Origin of the sequence: Halocatena salina (assembly GCF_023115355.1) — an archaeon.
Taxonomy (GTDB): Archaea; Halobacteriota; Halobacteria; order Halobacteriales; family Haloarculaceae; genus Halocatena; species Halocatena salina.
In genome coordinates, this window is sequence record NZ_CP096022.1 from 235,187 (window position 1) to 252,201 (window position 17,015).

A 17,015-nucleotide genomic window follows, 5' to 3' on the forward strand; every position below is an offset into this window, starting at 1 on the left:
TGATCCGTTACGATACCGTTTTCTCAGACCGGTGGTAACGGAGTAGACTTAGTTAGCTAGGAACTGTGACCCAACTTCCGGAGTACCGATCTCATAACGACCCCATTCGAAATCCTTACCCCTATATTTATAAAATAAAATATATTTGTTCCAGAACTAACGACTCATCGAGACGGTAGCTATCGGATCTGACTGGTACGTATTCCTAATAGGATCAGTTCTCTCCGTTCCGGTCAGTCGTATTCATGTTTCTGTCCGATACCACTCTTAGAAGCATTCGAATCGTTCGAACGAGGGCTGCTATCAGAGACGGTTCCCAACCAGCGCAAGTGAGTTCAGTGCATTGCGTCACCGCCGTCGGGACTGAGCGTCTGTCCCGTGTAGTAGTCACCGCCGTCTCCAGCAAGCAGTACCGCCGTGGGCACGACTTCGTCTATGGTTCCAATCCGCCCGAGTGGTACCTCGGCTTTCTTATTCTCACGCCACTCGTCGCTTGTGTCATCGAGGAGATCTGTTTCGATGGGACCGGGCGCGATGGCATTGACCTGAACGTCTGGCGCAACTTCACGAGCGAGCGCACGGGTGAAGGCAATAACCCCACCCTTCGCAGCCGAGTAGTGGGTGAGTTCTGTGGCACCCTTGAACCCCAACTGTGATGCAATATTAATGATCCTGCCTTCGCCTTGGTCAAGCATGTCCCCGATGACGAAGCGCGTAACCAAGAATGTGCCCCGGAGGTCGACCGAAATAGTCTGGTCCCATGTCTCGACATCCATCTCTGCAAGCGTCGACGGTTTGAGGATGCCAGCATTGTTCACTAGTACATCGATGCCGCCGAACTCCTCCGTAACCGTCTCGACGAGTTCCTTAGCCTCCATTTCTTCACTCACATCAGCCTGTACAGCGGTAGCAGTACTGCCTTCGTTCTCGATGGTTTCGACGGTCTCTTCGGCGGCCTCGTCGTTCGAATGGTAGTTCACCGCCACTGTAGCGCCCTCACGACCGAATGCTTCCGCTATACCGCGTCCAATGCTTCTCGATGCTCCGGTAATTAAGGCCGATTTGTCGTCGAGAGATCCCATGGTGTCCCTACGCGATTAAACACTGTTAAAGTCCACCCAGCGAATTAGTGTCCCAAGAGTACACAGCTAGTACGAACGTCGTTCGATGGACAGCACGGAGATCGACGAAGATTTCGGTAGTGCTCTCAACTCCGTATCGAGAAACTGGTTCCACTCCAGATGAACGACAAAACGTTTCAAGGCCACAAAGTACTGAGCGGGTTGCACTCGCAAGCCACGAGAAACGATGGCCGTTCGTGAAACGTTGACCGAGATCAACAACCATTTGATAATAACATATTTCCCCTCAAATCTTTGAAGCCGAGTCCGTCGTATTTTCGAAATCAGTATGACCCAGAATACGACTTCGATCGGTCAATGGCGGTCTCTCGACGGGCGTGTCGCTAGCCACGAGAAAGGAGACCTCGATCTGATGTTCACGCACGTCAGTGACTTACACGGGCAATTGACATCTCGACATCAAATTTACTATGATAACCCGACATCGGCTCCCAGCTTCGAATTCGGGGACGATGACCGCACCATCGAGCAGACTGGCGGCGTCCCGGTACTGGCGGCGAAACTCGCTGAGCTTCGGGCCGACAACGACGTGTATACACTAATGAGCGGTGACACGTTTCACGGCTCAGCCGTGACGACGTACACTAACGGGCGGGCAATGCTCGAACCGATCAACGAACACATCAATCCCGACATCTACGTTCCCGGTAACTGGGACTACTCGAACGAGGCGGCCGAGGATGGTAACTTCACGGACCTGATGGACGCTCTTAACGCACCCATCCTTGCGAACAATCTGTACGATTGGAAGACCGACGAGCGCCTGTATGACGCGTACAGAATCCTCGACAGCGGTGGACTCTCAGTCGGCGTCGTCGGCATGACGAACGTCTACGTCGACCGTATGGCACCTGCGTTCTACGAGGGAAAATACCGGTTTGGGAAACATCCTGCACTCCTCGAAGAATCGGCGCAAGCTGCCCGCGAGGACGGTGCGGACATCGTCGTCGCAGTCACCGAAATCGGTCTTCCGTGGATGGTCCAAGCCGCGAAAGACTGCGAGAACATCGACGTGATGTTCAGCGCACACACCCACGAGTACACCTACAATCCTATCGTCGTCTCGGAGACTGAGACGATCGTTGTCGAGTCGGGGATGGGCGAGGCGCTCGGCCGGGTCGACATCCGCGTGCAGGACGGAGAAGTACAGTTCCGCCATCACCTCTACTGTCTGACCGAAGGTAGTGATGAGACTCCGGATCCGGATCCCAATGCCGAGGCGACGATCGAAGAGATTCTCGCCCCGTTCTACGAGGATGATCCGGAGTTCGAGCGGGGAGCCGGGACGCTCGACCGACCACTCGATACGGTCGTTGGAGAGACAGAAACACCGCTTTACCGACAGACATTCCTCGAGAGCGCGTGGAATACGCTGTTCAACGACGCCCTTCAAACACACTTCGACACCGATCTCGCGGTCTCCCATGGGTTCCGATACGGGACTGCCATCCCATCCGGAGAGATCACGTCCGGTCAGCTGTACACGTTCTTTCCGATGACGGCGCCCGTCGTCCGCGGCATCGCCTACGGTCAGCAGCTCACATCCCATATGGAGGCATTTCTCGACGACAACTTCACGCCGTATCCATACAACCAAGAGGACGGTCGCGTCCGAAATTTCTCTTCGAACGTCGAGGTGACCATCGATCCGACTGCCAAACAGGGCCGCCGGCTAGTCGAGATGTGTATCGACAGCGAACCAGTCGATCCCGAGGAAACGTACTCGGTGGCGACGTTCCGTCGTCCTGGCGATCCCGAGCGCGACCTTGGCAACTGTGGGTTTCCCTTTCAAGACGTCGAGGTCGACGAGACCATCCCGGTCGATGTCATTATCGACTACCTTACGGACAACTCGCCGATCGACTACGAGGTAATGGGACTCGTCCAGACTGCAGACGATGGCGGTCGGGCACAGAACACACCCGCCGACGGACCGTACCCGTTCATCCAACCGGGAGTCGACTACGACGATGACAAGACGTACTGCGAAACGTCGATGATTCCCCGCGGAAACGTCTTTCCCGATACGGGACGGAACATCCGATAGCGACGTCAGTAACCGATGGCGGTAGTGACACATACCTCCTTCAAAGAGACCGAGTCAGACACGGGTGGAGATGCTCGCGCTATCCGTATTGAACCGTTCTCTGAAAGATACAGTGAATGCGGTGGTGTACATTCCAAAGGAACAGTGACTGTTCCAGACATCAGGTATTATACAGGGAGAGTACAGACAGTAATCCATGTCGTCGGTTGCTACTGCTCGGCTCGCGTGTGTATCGCCCCTGTTCGTCGAGCAGGCAACAAGGATGGAACGGGACGATTGGCTCTCCTATTTCGATCCTGCTGTCGTCCTCTTGACGGGGGGTGCTGCCGCTCCACAGGCAACGAACATTCTTCAGGAATGTCTCGAAGGATCAATTCTTTTTTCTCCGCAGAGCACCGCTGTGTGTGGTCCACATACCATTAATGGAGTTCAGTTCGTGTTCGCCCCCACAACGCAGGTACTTGTGGAGTTCCCAGCGTACGAGCACACTGATCTCGATCCGGACACTCCGACTTACGTCGTTAGCGGACTGCTCGAATTGGATGTAGACACGACGACGCTATCAGCTACACTCGTCGGTCGGGAGGAGTACGTGGCTCGGCTTGCATCAGATCGTCTCGACGGCAATTACGTTCACATCTCGACGCGGCTCCCTGCGAACTATCACCGTGAATGGAACGGCTTGACCGTCGTTGGGTGTGGTGCTGACGCTGGGATCGACGGGACACCGTTGGCTGCCCTCGACTGCCGAGCAGACGGACGAGTACTTACGCATGAACTGGACCGAACCCATCTCGGCATCCGTGCACTAGACGGCGTCGGTCGCCACCGCTCCCAGCAGCTGCGCGAGGCAGGACACGTTTCGCGGGAATCGATCGCCGACGCGAATCGAGATACCCTCACCGATATCCGAGGCATCAGTCACGCGACTGCCGAGCGAATTCAGAACAGTGCTCGGGCGATCACTCACGGGACGATCGTCCGCGAATCCGATACGCCACTCCCGAACGGCAAACCGATCTACATCGACATCGAAACGGATGGACTCTCTCCCACGATCACGTGGCTCATTGGCGTCCTCGATGGTGCAGCCGACGACGGAACTTACCGCTCGTTCGTTCAGCGCGATCCCGACGAGCCGGGAGGAGCGATCGAGGCGTTCATGACTTGGTACACAGACCACGCTCATCCCCGCCCGGTCGTGGCGTACAACGGCTGGACATTCGATTTCACGGTGATTCACGAGCACATCACCGAACACTGTCCCCACTACGAAACCGACTGGACCAGCACCTACCGGTTCGATCCGTATCGGTGGGCCATCGAGGAGGGCAACGCGGTCCTGCCGGGTCGAACGAATGCCCTTGAGGACGTCGCTGCTGCGCTGGGCTACGAACGAGCCGAGACCGGACTAACTGGAGCTGCCGTCGCGCGGGCTTACCAGCAGTGGATGGCCGACCGCTCGCCGGCGACCGAACCCGACTGGGATCGTTTCACCGCCTACTGTGAAGACGACGTGCGGGCGTTGGCCGTCATCTACGAAGCACTCGACGCCAGCGGCCGGATCGTCTCCGACGGCGAACCACCGCGTCCCATGAGCGAAACGACCACTCAAGCAACGCTCTCGGACTGGTAAACGAGTTATGGACACCGATTCGAACCCCTCAATGGACGCCCCGATCACTGCCGACGGACTCCAGCAGACGTTTCCGGAGTACGATGACCAGCTACAACACACAGAAACGATTCCTGCCGACGCAGGAGCGTACGTCGCTCCCAATGACGCACTCAGCGAGGAGCTCGCTGCGTCCGTCCGCGAAACCGTTGGCGAGTTGTACACTCATCAAGCGACGGCGCTTGACCGCCTCGCCGCAGGAGCAAACGTCTGTGTTGCTACCTCTACATCCTCGGGGAAGACGTACGTGTACGCCCTCCAAATCGCGCGGAACCATCTCGCTGATCCCGCATCGACGGCGTTGCTCGTCTATCCAACCAAGGCTCTCTCACGGGATCAAGAACAGGAACTCAACACGTTCTTCAATGATCTTGGTATAGACATTTCTGTCCGCGTGTACGACGGCGATACACCTCAGAACCGTCGGAAACACATCCGGGAGACCGCGGACGTCATCATCACGAACTTCGCTGGTGTGAACACGTATCTGGCTCATCATACCCGGTGGCGCTCGTTTTTAACTGGCTGTGCGCTACTCGTCATTGACGAGTCCCACACGTACACCGGCGTCCACGGGATGCACGTCGCATGGACGATCCGTCGGCTACGACGCCTCCTCAAGCACTACGGGAGTGATCCCCAACTCGTCTGTACCTCCGCGACGATCGGCAACCCCGAAGAACACTCCCGACGACTGACTGGTGAATCGTTCACCGTCGTCAACGAGGATGGCTCCCCACGGGGCCCCCGTGAAATCGCGTTCTGGGAGCCACCCGTTGATGAGGTCGGCCTCGATTCCGATGCCGGCTTCGAGGAGTATATGGCGGCCCAGACGAATCCAGTTCGGGAAGCAGGTGCACTCCTCGCGCATTTGGGCGCGAGCGGCTACCAGACGCTAGCGTTCACGCGGAGCCGGAAGAACACGGAGCTGGGGGCGAAATACGCGACTGCCGCCGCGCGCGACCAACCACGAACCGAATACGTGGACGTCGAACCGTACCATGCGGGTCTCGGTAAGGAAACCCGCCGGGGCACTGAACACCAGTTCAAAACGGCCCAACTCGATGGGCTTACCTCGACTAACGCGCTCGAGTTGGGCATCGATATCGGCTCGGTGGACGCGACGGTCCTCACGGGCTATCCCGGGACGCGCCAGTCATTCTGGCAGCAGATCGGACGGTCTGGTCGAGGTACAGCTGCTGCGCTGTCAGTGTTCATCGCGCGGGCGGACGCGATCGATCAGTACATCCTCGAGCACCCCGAGTACGTCCTTGGCGATGCGATCGAAGACGCCGTTATCGGTCTCGAAAATAATCCAGTGTACGCCCAACACATCCTCTGTGCCGCGCACGAACAGCCACTAACCGAGACCGATCGTGAGTGGTTCGACGACGATCGACTCGACCGAGCTGTCGAAATGTGGACCGATGCTGGGAAATTGGCTGGGGATCTCTCCCGAAGCGTTCGCTACACGGGATCGCCACGCCCCCAATCCGACGTTTCGATGTACGCGACGTCGACCACCCAGTTCGCCGTCCGTTGTTCGAACGGAGAGATCGACATGGAGCCGATCGAGCGTGAACGCGCCTACCGCGACCACCACGCTGGAGCACTTTTCTTACACGACGGTGCCCAGTATGAAGTGGTCGAATTCAACGAGGACGTTCCGTATCCGTATATCACGGTTCAAGAGGTTCGGACTAACGAATACACGGATACGATCTCAGAGAAAACCGTTCGAGACCTCGTTCCGGAAGCGACGCGCGAGCTGGGTGCTGGCTATCGGCTGGCATGGGGGACGGGGACCGTCAGAATCCACTACACCCAGTACCAACGCAAAAGCATCAAATGGAGTAACGCAACCGCACCGCTGCAGCCGACCGGTCTCGATCCGATCGAGCTTCGAACCCATCTCGTGTGGATCGAGCTGCCGTCATCGCTTCGTAACGATGTTCTCCAGAATATCGCGAGCAGCGATCCGCCGGCAGTCTCTGAGGGGGCGGTCATGGAGATCTTTGGCGGCGGACTACACGGAGCTGAGCACGGAATGATCAAACTCACACCGTTAGTGTTCCGAATGGATAGCTCCGATCTCGGCGGGTTGAGTACACCGCTGCACGAAGAGACAGGCGTTCCGACGGTGTTCATCCACGACGCGATCGAGGGAGGACTCGGATTCAGTAAACGCCTTTACCACCACATCAAGACGATCGCTGAACGAACCCGAGAGCGCGTCGCCAACTGTAGCTGTACAGGCACGAACGGCTGTCCGGCCTGTATCATGGATGCTCAGTGTGGTAATCGTAATCAATATCTTCATACGGAGGCGACCGTGATGGTGCTCGATCGGCTACTCGAACAGGTAGCAGCCGATAGCGGAGCGGACTCTTCTACACAGTAATGTGACGTGATCACGCCCTCCATGAAATATCTCTATCATACTATCTATTAAATTATGAATTGTATATTAAACCATTCAGGTATCGGTTACGTCCGTATCGGCCGGGACCGTGGCCCCAAACTCCCGGACGAATCCGTCGAGCACAGACGGATCGTCGCTCCCGGGCAACGGTTCCGTAGCTGTGCGACAATCAGCAGTGACGCCGAGCCGATCACAAACATGGTCGGCAACGACCTCAGCCATCCGCCGGTGAGTCGTGAGCTTTCCGCCAACGATGCTGGTGAACCCGGCGGTATCGTCCCGTTCTGCGTGATCGAGCAGTGTGAACCCCCGTGAAATGGCGCGCTCGTCGCCCGGTTCCGCCGCTAGGCCATAGAGCGGTCTGACGCCCCAGTAGGTTCGTAGTATCTGGTCCACACCGATCTCCGGAAGCATGGCTGTACACTCCTCGAACACACGACTGACCTCCCAGTCCGCCTTCGGATAGTCGTCCGGGTCAGTGACTCCTTCGCTGGTTGTGCCGAGGATCACTCGCTCGTCGTGTGGAACGATGATGTCACCGTCTGCCGGAGGGCGACAGCGGTTCAACACCGTATCGAGTCCGTCGTACTCTACCACGACCATCACTCCCCTGCTCGGTCGCATATCGACGTCGAGACCGGCCAACTCGGCGACCTTCCCAGCCCACGCACCGGTCGCATTGACGACGTGTGCAGCGTCAATCGTCTCCGTTGTGCCATTTTCGAGACTGATGGTTCCGCCCGTGACTCGGCCATCCGTGGTGTGGAGATCGGTGATCGGTGTTCGAGTAACGATTTCCGCCCCGTTTTCACGGGCACTCACAGCGGTAGCCGCCGTGAGCCGCGAGGGATAGACCACACCGTCAGGAACCCTGACAGCACGCTCCGTATCCGGCGGGAGTACTGGAACCGTTTCCTGGGCAGTCTCACCCGACAGTACCTCGGTCTCGATGCCGTGTTCGCGGCATGCTTCGACTTTCTCCTCGAAGTACACTCCGCTGTCGGCCGGGAGCTGAACGAACAACCCACCGGTGTCGGCAACACAGCTTCCGGCTATCTCCTTTAGGATCCGGTTTTCCTGGGCACACGCTTTGGCACCAGCGGAATCATCGGGCATGTAGCGTGCTCCACTGTGAAGCAAGGAATGTGAGCGACCCGTAGTACCACTCGAAATCGTCCCCGCTTCGACAAGAGTCGTGTCGAGTCCGCGCATTGCGAGATCGCGGACGATGCCGGTCCCGGTTGCTCCACCACCGATGACCAGTACGTCGGTCTCTAGTCCCATACGTGATCTTTGGTTGGGAGCCGTATCACTTCGTTGCCGATACTACGTCAGCTGCGAAGCGATCAGCACCCTGTGCTCGATATGCTTATTGTTGACGTTATTATTATCGTAGTTAGGATGGAATAAAACAAGTTACATGAGCTTCGAACGATAGTCTGTCTCAAAAATGATAAGTAGTTGGTGTCATAGCCTCGTCTATAAATCTGAAAGGTAATGATGATAATTTAGATGAGATACAATACTATTCATTCTCCGAACAGAACCAATCGAGCTTTGAAGCAGTCACTACGTCGTAAATCAGGTTAGAGATCCAAAAGACAACTGATCTCCAACAATAGTTTTTATCATGTAATTCTTATTTACCGATAAGATAAACTGTACATAGATGTACGCTCGGATCGGTACGCCCGTGTTCCTTCCGAATAATTCACATTTGGACTATCGGTACGTTCTTCAGCAGGCACTCCATCCCGACATATCTCAGCAACCACGCGAGCGGTCAGTTACTTCGAGCGGCCCGTATGCGCTCGGTCATTACCTTGCAGTCGTTCGTCGTCCTTTTCGATAACGACGACGTGGATGTCGTTGACGTTCGTTCCTGTTGGACCAGTGTACACTAGTGCTTCTGAATCGTCAAGAAATGGATACACGTCGTTGTTTGCGAGTGCTGAGCGAGCCTCATCGGACGGCACCGCTGTTTCACAGTCGACAACAGCTCCGGCGGCATCCGACGCGCCGTCTAAACCGTCCGTATCGACGCTGGCAACGACCACGTTCCCATCAGATAGTTCTAGCCCGCCACTCAGTGCGAGTTCTTGGTTCGGTCCTCCGTGTCCATTTCCTTGTAATGTAACGGTCGTCTCGCCACCGGCAAGCACAACTGCCGGGGGACCGATCGGCGTTTCCGTCGCCTGAATCTCCTCCGCAACAGCAGCGTATGTTTTCGCAACTTCACTGGCCTCACCTCTTATTCGTGAGGAGATCATGAACGTTTCATATCCCCGTTGCTGGGCTACGTCACGGGCTGCTTCTAAGGCAGTGCGTCCATTCGCGAGGACGTGGTTGTGTACGGCTTCGAAAAACGTTTCGCTGGGATCAGGGGTTTCAGGTATCTCTCCATCGATACCGGCCGTGAGATACTCATCAATGCTTTCGGGAACAGATAGCCCGTACACATCGATGATATCGATCGCGTCCTGAAACGTGGATGTGTCCGGGACCAGCGGCCCACTGGCAATGACATCGAGATCATCACCAACGACATCGCTGACTGTTAGCCCCACAACGGTCGCTGGAGCTGCAACCCGAGCGAGTTGTCCACCTTTGAGCTTCGAAATATGCTTTCGAAGGACGTTGATCTCGTGGATGGTCGCCCCGCTAGCCAGAAGGTCGTTAGTGACCGTTTGCAAGTCAGCTAACGAAATCGTACCAGCAGGCGCTGGTAAGAGTGCACTCCCGCCACCAGTGATGACGGTCAAGATGAGAGTTCGTTCGCCAGCCTGTTCGGCCAGTTCGAGTAGTCGTTCTGCTCCCGCGACGCCATTCTCATCCGGAACCGGATGATTTCCTTCAAACATCGTTACGTGGGATGTCTCCGTCGGGTCGTTGGTCACGACGACGCCCCCAGTGAGGTGATCGCTAAGCAACGATTCCAACACTTCGGCCATCTGTCCGGCTGCCTTGCCGCCGCCCAGGATCAGCACTTCCGAATAATCACCCAGATCGTATGATTGCTGTTCAATATGAAGGGTGTTACCCGTCACTGAAACAGTGTGTCCGATGACTCTTCGTGGCTGGGCAGCAGTGATTCCTGCCTCGATACACTCTATTGCGATATCGTGCGCGGGCGTTTTGATTACTTCCGACCGATTCTTGATCATTCCTCGGAAAATAGGACGTGGGGATAAAAAACGTATCCCTACTGGGTTGCATCGGAAACGCCAACCAAAGGACCGTACTCGAAACCGTCCGATCAGCTACCCCGGTACGTCGTGTAACCGCCAGGGGACAGTAAAAGGGGGACGTGATAGTGTTCGCCGGGATCGTCGATAATAAACCGCACAGGGACTGTCTCTAGGAACGTCGATTCCAACGGTCCCTCACGATAGTAGGAGCCAACGTCGAACAACAGTTGATACGTTCCAGTTTCCATCCGGTCCGGAGTCAAAAGCGGCTCATCGAGTCGCCCATCGTCATTGGTCGTTCCCTGAGCGATCGTCTCTGCCTCACCGAACGAATCTAATCGCTGAAGTGTCACTTCAACGCCAGCGGCAGGACCCTCACGGCTGGTGTCGAGAACGTGTGTTGTCAATCCTGCGCTCATTGGGATGCCTCCTCGTCGAGATCACCGCGATTCATAGAAAATTGCTGATATCCAGTGGGTCGGGGCGGTTCTTTCAGAACCCGTGCTTTCTCCGCTCCCTCAATATCATCCCGCACTTCGAGCCAAGTGCGGTTGTTGGCTTCGAAGCTGACGGTTTCAAGCTGTGGGAACCGCCTAAGAACCCGTAAACCGATCTGGTAGATCAGGTCTTGGATCGAATTCGAATCGACTTCGTGGAATACAACCTGTGCGATGTCACGCACCTGCTCGGCTGGAACATAGCGCTGGGGATCCATTCCCAGCGCATCCTCCGAATCCTCGTAAGTCCAGAAGACATCTAGCGAGATGTAGAGCGTCCGGTCCTCTCGCTCCGGGAGGGTCGTGTACTCGTCTTGTACATAATCGGTGAAGGAACTTCCATTCACCTTGACCAGTTCGAGCCCAGTCACACCACTTGTTTGGTCTTCGACGACAAGACCATCCTGTCCCCGATCGAGATACATCTCCCCGAACGCTGACTCGTTATCGGACACTCGGAAGACGAGATCGCTTGGTTCGAATCCCTCGTCCCCGGGAATAGGTCGCTCGTCGAAGGGGAGTTCGTTGGCTGACATTTTCACCGCATCGATTTGTGAGTAGGTTTCGAGGAACTGAGACCCTACAAAATCGAGAAAGCCCTCAACCGTAGCGCCATCGTACTCTCCAATCTGATGGTGAACGAAATTCTTCATCGTATCCGTTGCAACCACCATGCTGTTATCACCCTCGCTGAAGGACGGCAAAAACTCCTCGCCTTCGAGCTGCACCCGAACATCTAATCCAAATAAAGTGTTATCACGTCCGTCGAATGAGGACTCCGGAATAGTACGAACCCCTTCCAGTGGAGTCGCGTATGTGCGGTATACAGCGATTTTTTCCTTACCGTAGTTCATCGTTCGTCGATCGGTGCTTCGAGTGTCGTCATCAGTCTCCTTGCTGTAACTCATAGCTCATCGGTCGGTGCCTTGTGGGTTGACACCGTTCATCAGTTATCTCTTCCCCCTTGTATAAAAATATTTTGTATAGTTTTTGATTTATTGAGTATAGTGTTCGGAACAACGATGGTTCTCATCGCCTGAGAGACGGCCAGCTAACACATCGTTCTCTCACGGCGTTATTAATTTCTCAATTCTAAGTTGAGCAATTTTATTGACTTCATCCAGAGCGGTTTGGAATTCCTCGGAGTTCGAGTGATCGAGCCGGTCTTCCATCGCTTCCCTGATTGCACCGGGAGACTCGTCTTTCACTGCCATGATGAACGGGAATTCGAATTTATCCTGATAAGCCTCGTTCAACCGTTGAAAAGCTTCGTACTGGTCTTGCGTCAACTGATCAAGCCCAGCGGAGGCTTGCTCTCTCTGTGATGCTTCAGTCATGTCGGCCCGTTCACCGAGGTCGGGGTGTGCCCGAAGAAGTGCGAGCTTCTCTTCTCGTGAAGCGTTCCGGACAGTGCTTTCCATGGTTTCCTGTACGTCGTCGATGGAAGTGAACGGCTGTTGTGACCAAGTCCGCTCGGCTACCCACGGAGACAGTTCGTAGACACCGCCCAGGATCTCCACGAAAGTCCCTTTATCAGCCTGGTTTAATCTCTCGACCGTGAACTCTTTCATCGCTTTTGGATTATGATTTCCCCATTCATTTAAAACTTCCTGTAATATTATAAATATTTTTCATGTTATACCTCAATCGTTCGATCTGGATGAAAGCCTATTGCACCGACAAGCATAATGATGTTGAGCACAGCAAGGCCTGAAAACGGTACTTGGTAGCCGCCAGTCAGATCACGCATCCACCCGATCACGAACGGGCCAAACGCACCGATGAGATAACCGACGCCCAGCACGACCGAGCTCAACAGTCCCGCCGTGTCTGGAGTCGGAGCGTAATCTACCGGAAGGGTCAGCCCGAGCGTGAACGAGCCTGCAGTCCCAAAGCCCAGCAAGACCGCCCAGAACCACGGAGCGACGAGCGGAACGAACACAATAGCGGCTAATCCAACGGCACTCGCAGTAAGCACGACAGCCAATACCGGCCGTCGGTCCGGAAAACGGTCGATCAACCCCGTCACACACAGCGAACCAACCAGTTGTCCACCCATAGCGACAGTCAGCAAGAACCCAGCGTGTTCGGAATTCCAGCCGAGACCGACGTAGAGCGGAGCGAGCCACGTCAGCATCGAATAAAAGAGGATCGTCTGACCGACAAAGAAGAGCGCGAGTGCCCACACCCACGGATGTCGCCACGGTAAGCGGCTAGAGGGGATCGTCGTGCCGGTGTCTGTGGAAGACCGTGTCAGCCGCATCGCCGGGATCCAAACGAGCGCAGCAACCACTGCAAGGATGGACCAAGCGGCAAGGGCGATAGGCCACGTTCCAAGCGCGTTCATAAGAGGTGCAGTCAAACTGGTAGCGATCCCCCCTCCAATAATCAAACTCGTGGTGTAGAGACCAGTAACGTAACCAGCGCGGTCGACGAAGTGTTCGCTCACGAGTTCGGGAAGCAGTGTCTGCGCGATGGCGATACCGATACCAACCACAGTAGTCGTTGTGAATAGCACGGTGATGTGGGTACTCCATAGCCGTGCGACTGTCGATACACCGATAAGAACGACTGCCCAAAACACGGTACGCTCGCGCCCAAGATGTCGGGCGAGCAACGGTGTTACAAACGCGAAAAGCCCCATGCAGAACGTGGGAATGGTCGTGAGAAGGCTGATGGAAGCGTAGTCTAGGTTGAGGTCGCTCCGCATCTGTTCGAGCACCGGCGAGATAGAGGCAATGGCCGGCCGGAGATTCAATGCGACCAGTAAGATTCCGACGAGCACGAGGGCTTGCGTACCAGAAAAGCCGAGGACAGTTTGGTTCGGTCTGAACCGCTCCAGTCCGGAGCGAGAAGCCGTATCCTCCGATTTATCGTACGAATCCATCACTTTCAGTTCATTGCCACCATGTATATACGTTTGGCCGACAAGCGTACGATGATTGATGACAAGGTGTGTCCGGGTTCGATACCTGTCCGACTCTATGCTTGCCCCACATAACTACCGGTGTCCTCCAGACACGGCCATCGCTGTTAGCTACCACCGTCGACTTTGTCATTCGCTGGAATCTATCGACGATGCTCCCGTTCTACAGTCGTCACCGTCTGACCGTCGCAGTAAAACTACGACCGGATACGGATCTACGTCTGGAATTATAAAGATATTAGTAGAGCCACAAACATGTTTTCATCATGCTCGATGCCGGTCAGAAGGCACCAGCGTTTACACTGCCGAACCACGAGGGTGAAACCGTGCGATTGTCAGATTACGATGGACAGCATGTCGTGCTGTACTTCTATCCGCAAGCAGACACACCCGGTTGTACCAGAGAGGCGTGTTCTTTTCGTGACGCATGGCATCGATTCGAAGAACAGGAGGTTACCGTTATCGGCGTGAGTGACGACTCCCTTGAGGACATCAAGGCGTTCAAAGAGAAGTACGATCTTCCTTTCGAACTCCTCAGTGACGAAGACGGAGAAGTAGCAACGGCATACGAGTCGTACGGGACAACGAGCGTCGAGAGTGAGACAAGAGACATCATCCGCCGCAATACCTACGTTATCGACGAAACAGGCGTCATCAAACGCGTTTACGAGGACGTTTCTCCCAACAGCCACGCTCAGAAGATCATCGATGATCTCTCATAACAGTGCGTGAACAATGCGCTTCGGTCCCGTATGGTGTCGGAGCGTTTCCTGTGTATCTACTAGCTGTCGACTACGACTTCGACCAAAACTGATCCGGTGTGTCAGAACGTACCGACCCCGGTCAGTTAGGTGAACAGCAATGGGAAATTAGACAGTGATAACAGTCACCTTCCCATCAAATGTGAGAAGGATCGACTGGGTAACGTCTCCAAAGACCGCTTTGCCAGTCGGTGAACGCTTTCGTCCGCTGATGAAAAGGTGATCACAGTCCTTCTCACGGGCGACTTCGAGAACCTGTTCTTTTTTATCGCCGAGTTCGCCGATAGCCTCATACTCGACTGCGAGTCCCTCAAAGACGTCTCGACCGATATCTTCTGCGAACCGTCGGGCTCCCTCGCGTGCTCGGTCGATGCTGTAGCCCGTATCACGGTCTGGAATGTTCGCAAGGGAGGTCGCGTACTCACTGAACGTCTCTTTCGTGGTAACATGGACTAGATACACCTTAGCCCCGACGCCAGCGGCAAGTTCGCCAGCCTCACGAACGAGTTTCTTGGTTGATTCAGTCCCCTCAACGACCACAAGCGCACGCTGCATAACTGATATGCTATGTGAATTACCCTAAATCTATCGGAGATCATTATTTCGTTTTCAGGTGTGAGTGTCTATAATGATTCTTTGGCATTCGAATATAAAGCCGACACGACAGGGGGATCGTTTCCGTCAAGGTCGAGAACGCGGTCCAGAGAGCTGAAATTCCGGAGGAACGTCTTTATATATTCCAGACCCCTCAGTTCAGAAAACAGCACCACGAAAGCCTTCGCTGTCTGTTCAACTAGCCACTCTAAACGAGGGCTTCGAACGTCAGTGAAACATCCCGGAGACGTTCTCAAGAGTGACCACACCAAATCAGTACTCAACCTTACCGCATGACATTTACTATCAATCATCATCTGAGACCTCTTGTACGGCTGTCTCGGTATCAGAGAGACCGTTGATAGGGGCATCTCGAGGGACCACGAGATTCAGAACGAGCCCAGAGAGTCCTCCCAAAACGACGCCGGAACCGAACAAGGTCTGAATCGTTTCGGGAAAGTTCGCCGTCAGTTCAGGACGGAACGTGACCCCCAAGCCGAGTGCGACGGCGACAGCGATAATAGTCGTGTTGCGATTGGTGAGAACCACTTCTTTATGAATAATGTTGAGTCCACTAGTGAAAATCATCGCAAAGAGGATGGTTGTAGCCCCACCAAGAACGGGGTCGGGTAACGTCGTCACGAGTGCACCGACCTTCGGAACGAATCCGAAGACGATCAGGAATCCACCAGCAATTCCGACCACGTGACGGCTAGCGACGCCGGTGAAGCTAATCAATCCGACGTTCTGACCGAACGAGGTATTCGGAAACGCCCCAAATATGGCTGCAATGCCACTCATCACGCCGTCAGCGAGTAACCCACCGCGGACCTCGCTCGTTGTAGCGTTTCGCCCCGTTTCCGAGACGATCGCTGAAATATTGCCAACAGTTTCCATGGAAACGATGAGATAGACGGCTGAGACGGCGAGGATAGCGCTCGGATCGAATGCAATACCGAACCGCAACGGGTTAGGTAGTGCTATCCAACCAGCCTGCGCGACCGGCGTGAAGTCCACCATTCCAAGGAATACAGCCGTGATATAGCCGATGAGAATACCGAAGAACACGCTTGCGATACGGAGGATCCCCCGAAAGAACTGGTTCAGCACGAGCGTCACGAGAAAGACGAGAGTAGCTAAACCGAGATTGACCAGTGAGGCGTAGTTTGCAGTCGCCTCCGGACCGCCGCTGGCACCAGCAGCGTAGTCGATCCCCGTTTGAATAAGCGTCAGTCCGATAAGCATCACTACGATACCGTTGACCAATGGAGGAAAAAGGAATTTGAAATGTTCGTAGAAGGAGCCGATGAAGATTTGAACCATCGAGCCGACGAGTGCTGCCCCAAATACCACTGCAAGGCTCGACTGATCAGCGATAAGGAGTAGTGTTCCGAGAAACGCAAAGCTCGTTCCCATCATGACAGGCACCTGGCCACCGATCGGACCGAGAGGGTATGCCTGAATGAGACTTGCTACTCCCGCAACGATGAAAGCCATCTGAACGAGAAAAATCGTATTTCCAGTTGCAAGGCCGACTGTGGAAGCGATGATCAGCGGCACAGCAACGTTTCCAAGAACCATCGCAAGTACGTGTTGCAAGCCGAGTGGGACTGCTTCGCCCAGTGGCGGTTTATCCTCTATATCATAGATAACATTCGATTGCCTCGGTTTGTTTGATTGTGTCATACAATCACGAATCATGAAACTTGTTTACAGATACTTAATAATTTCGATACCAACAATAAAATTGACAATAATTAATC

The 17,015-nt window shown here is 54.9% G+C and carries 13 protein-coding genes; 4 read left to right on the plus strand and 9 right to left on the minus strand.

Translation table 11 applies throughout. From position 1 onward, the window contains the following. Window positions 1–335: 335 nt before the first annotated feature. Window positions 336–1,082, minus strand: a complete 747-nt coding sequence (locus tag MW046_RS18125) for a 3-oxoacyl-ACP reductase family protein (protein WP_247995631.1) — start codon at window positions 1,080–1,082, stop codon at window positions 336–338. Window positions 1,083–1,410: 328 nt separating this feature from the next. Here MW046_RS18125 and MW046_RS18130 point away from each other — a divergent pair, with 328 nt between their 5' ends. From MW046_RS18130 to MW046_RS18140, 3 genes are all read left to right on the plus strand, one after another. After that, window positions 1,411–3,189, plus strand: coding sequence for a 5'-nucleotidase C-terminal domain-containing protein (locus MW046_RS18130; protein ID WP_247995632.1), 1,779 nt, complete (start codon window positions 1,411–1,413; stop codon window positions 3,187–3,189). Window positions 3,190–3,385: 196 nt separating this feature from the next. After that, the gene (locus MW046_RS18135) at window positions 3,386–4,825 is read left to right on the plus strand and encodes a ribonuclease H-like domain-containing protein (protein ID WP_247995633.1); all 1,440 of its coding nucleotides are present in this window, start codon (window positions 3,386–3,388) and stop codon (window positions 4,823–4,825) included. A gap of 7 nt (window positions 4,826–4,832) precedes the next feature. After that, on the plus strand, window positions 4,833–7,265 hold the full coding sequence (locus MW046_RS18140) for a DEAD/DEAH box helicase (protein WP_247995634.1): 2,433 nt from the start codon (window positions 4,833–4,835) through the stop codon (window positions 7,263–7,265). 75 nt (window positions 7,266–7,340) lie between these two features. On the opposite strand, the gene MW046_RS18145 is transcribed toward MW046_RS18140, so the two are convergent. From MW046_RS18145 to MW046_RS18170, 6 genes are all read right to left on the minus strand, one after another. Beyond that, on the minus strand, window positions 7,341–8,570 hold the full coding sequence (locus MW046_RS18145) for an FAD-dependent oxidoreductase (RefSeq protein WP_247995635.1): 1,230 nt from the start codon (window positions 8,568–8,570) through the stop codon (window positions 7,341–7,343). Window positions 8,571–9,073: 503 nt separating this feature from the next. After that, entirely contained in the window at window positions 9,074–10,450 is a 1,377-nt protein-coding gene (locus tag MW046_RS18150; RefSeq protein WP_247995636.1) for a glycerate kinase type-2 family protein, read from the minus strand. Window positions 10,451–10,542: 92 nt separating this feature from the next. Beyond that, window positions 10,543–10,893, minus strand: coding sequence for a hydroxyisourate hydrolase (uraH, locus tag MW046_RS18155; protein ID WP_247995637.1), 351 nt, complete (start codon window positions 10,891–10,893; stop codon window positions 10,543–10,545). Further along, window positions 10,890–11,879, minus strand: coding sequence for a factor-independent urate hydroxylase (gene pucL, locus MW046_RS18160; RefSeq protein ID WP_247995638.1), 990 nt, complete (start codon window positions 11,877–11,879; stop codon window positions 10,890–10,892). Before pucL ends, uraH begins: the two co-directional genes overlap by 4 nt. A gap of 159 nt (window positions 11,880–12,038) precedes the next feature. Beyond that, window positions 12,039–12,542, minus strand: a complete 504-nt coding sequence (uraD, locus tag MW046_RS18165; protein WP_247995639.1) for a 2-oxo-4-hydroxy-4-carboxy-5-ureidoimidazoline decarboxylase — start codon at window positions 12,540–12,542, stop codon at window positions 12,039–12,041. A gap of 65 nt (window positions 12,543–12,607) precedes the next feature. Further along, on the minus strand, window positions 12,608–13,858 hold the full coding sequence (locus MW046_RS18170; protein ID WP_247995640.1) for an MFS transporter: 1,251 nt from the start codon (window positions 13,856–13,858) through the stop codon (window positions 12,608–12,610). Window positions 13,859–14,163: 305 nt separating this feature from the next. On the opposite strand from MW046_RS18170, the gene bcp reads away from it, so the two are divergent. After that, window positions 14,164–14,619: a thioredoxin-dependent thiol peroxidase gene (gene bcp / locus MW046_RS18175; RefSeq protein WP_247995641.1), complete on the plus strand. Its 456-nt coding sequence runs from the start codon at window positions 14,164–14,166 to the stop codon at window positions 14,617–14,619. A 147-nt stretch (window positions 14,620–14,766) separates the two neighbouring features. On the opposite strand, the gene MW046_RS18180 is transcribed toward bcp, so the two are convergent. Beyond that, complete coding sequence (locus tag MW046_RS18180) at window positions 14,767–15,213, minus strand: universal stress protein (protein ID WP_247995642.1); 447 nt, start codon at window positions 15,211–15,213, stop codon at window positions 14,767–14,769. 345 nt (window positions 15,214–15,558) lie between these two features. Then, window positions 15,559–16,938: a uracil-xanthine permease family protein gene (locus tag MW046_RS18185; protein ID WP_247995643.1), complete on the minus strand. Its 1,380-nt coding sequence runs from the start codon at window positions 16,936–16,938 to the stop codon at window positions 15,559–15,561. Window positions 16,939–17,015 lie beyond the last annotated feature (77 nt).